This window comes from Salinimicrobium sp. WS361, assembly GCF_050750585.1.
GTDB lineage: Bacteria > Bacteroidota > Bacteroidia > Flavobacteriales > Flavobacteriaceae > Salinimicrobium.
On the sequence record NZ_JBOJLM010000041.1, the window covers coordinates 1 to 2,454 of the forward strand.

Here is a 2,454-nt window from a genome sequence, read left to right on the forward strand (position 1 = left end):
GCACTAAGCTATACGGATTATTAGTATCACTCGGCTATGACATTACTGCCTTTACACCTGTGACCTATCAACGTGGTAGTCTCCCACGATCCTTTAAAGAAATCTCATCTTGTGGTGGGTTTCGCGCTTATATGCTTTCAGCGCTTATCCCTTCCCAACGTAGCTACCCAGCAGTGCTCCTGGCGGAACAACTGGTACACCAGAGGTTAGTCCAACTCGGTCCTCTCGTACTAGAGTCAGATCCACTCAAATTTCTAACGCCCACTGTAGATAGAGACCGAACTGTCTCACGACGTTCTGAACCCAGCTCGCGTGCCACTTTAATGGGCGAACAGCCCAACCCTTGGGACCTTCTCCAGCCCCAGGATGTGACGAGCCGACATCGAGGTGCCAAACCCCCCCGTCGATGTGAGCTCTTGGGGGAGATCAGCCTGTTATCCCCGGAGTACCTTTTATCCTTTGAGCGATGGCCCTTCCATGCGGAACCACCGGATCACTATGCTCTACTTTCGTACCTGATCGACCTGTATGTCTCTCAGTCAAGCTCCCTTATGCCATTGCACTCTACGCACGGTTACCAAGCGTGCTGAGGGAACCTTTAGAAGCCTCCGTTACTCTTTTGGAGGCGACCACCCCAGTCAAACTACCCACCAAGCACTGTCCTTCCAATGGAAGTTAGGCTTCAAACAAGTAAAGGGTGGTATTTCAACAATGACTCCACGATACCTGGCGATACCGCTTCAATGTCTCCCACCTATCCTACACATCACTTGTCCAAAGTCAATACTAAGCTATAGTAAAGGTTCACGGGGTCTTTTCGTCCCACAGCGGGTAATCGGCATCTTCACCGATACTACAATTTCACCGAGCTCATGGCTGAGACAGTGTCCAGATCGTTGCACCATTCGTGCAGGTCGGAACTTACCCGACAAGGAATTTCGCTACCTTAGGACCGTTATAGTTACGGCCGCCGTTTACTGGGGCTTCAATTCAATGCGTCGCCGAAGCTAACATCTCCTCTTAACCTTCCAGCACCGGGCAGGTGTCAGACCCTATACATCATCTTTCGATTTAGCAGAGTCCTGTGTTTTTGATAAACAGTCGCCTGGACCTTTTCACTGCGGCCCCACCGGAGTGGGGCGACCTTTCTCCCGAAGTTACAGGTCAATTTTGCCTAGTTCCTTAGCCATGAATCTCTCGAGCACCTTAGAATTCTCATCCCAACTACCTGTGTCGGTTTGCGGTACGGGCTGCTATTGCTTGCTTTTCTTGGAAGTCGATATTCAGGATTATCACCGCCGCCGAAGCTTTGGTGTACTATCGGGGTGTTACCACTCCCTTCAACGCACTATTCCGTCAGTGCGCACCTAATTCTCGCCTCCGTCACTTTTAACGCAAAGCAGGTACCAGAATATTAACTGGTTGTCCATCGACTACCCCTTTCGGGTTCGCCTTAGGCCCCGACTAACCCTCAGCTGATTAGCATAGCTGAGGAAACCTTAGTCTTTCGGTGTGCGGGTTTCTCGCCCGCATTATCGTTACTTATGCCTACATTTTCTTTTGTAACCGCTCCAGCATACCTCGCAGTACACCTTCTACGCTGTTACAATGCTCCCCTACCACTCTATACTTAGGTATAGAATCCATAGCTTCGGTAGTATGTTTATGCCCGATTATTATCCATGCCGAACCGCTCGACTAGTGAGCTGTTACGCACTCTTTAAATGAATGGCTGCTTCCAAGCCAACATCCTAGCTGTCTAAGCAGTTCAACCGCGTTTTTTCAACTTAACATACATTTGGGGACCTTAGCTGATGGTCTGGGTTCTTTCCCTCTCGGACATGGACCTTAGCACCCATGCCCTCACTGATAATCATCATTTTATAGCATTCGGAGTTTGTCAGGAATTGGTAGGCGGTGAAGCCCCCGCATCCAATCAGTAGCTCTACCTCTATAAAACTAAATCATCGCTGCACCTAAATGCATTTCGGGGAGTACGAGCTATTTCCGAGTTTGATTGGCCTTTCACCCCTACCCTCAGGTCATCCCAAGACTTTTCAACGTCAACGGGTTCGGTCCTCCACTATGTGTTACCACAGCTTCAACCTGCCCAAGGGTAGATCACACGGTTTCGCGTCTAACACTACCAACTAAAGCGCCCTATTCAGACTCGCTTTCGCTACGGCTCCAGGTCTTAAACCCTTAACCTTGCTGGCAACGTTAACTCGTAGGCTCATTATGCAAAAGGCACGCCGTCACCCCCTAAAGGGCTCCGACCGCTTGTAAGCGTATGGTTTCAGGATCTATTTCACTCCGTTATTCACGGTTCTTTTCACCTTTCCCTCACGGTACTGGTTCACTATCGGTCTCTCAGGAGTATTTAGCCTTAGCGGATGGTCCCGCCAAATTCATACAGGGTTTCTCGTGCCCCGCACTACTCAGGATACCACTATG

Annotated in this window: 1 rRNA gene; it reads right to left on the reverse strand. The window is 49.8% G+C overall.

What is annotated here, in order from left to right:
* Positions 1–2,454 (reverse strand): 23S ribosomal RNA (locus ACQ93I_RS17095); the annotation flags it as partial.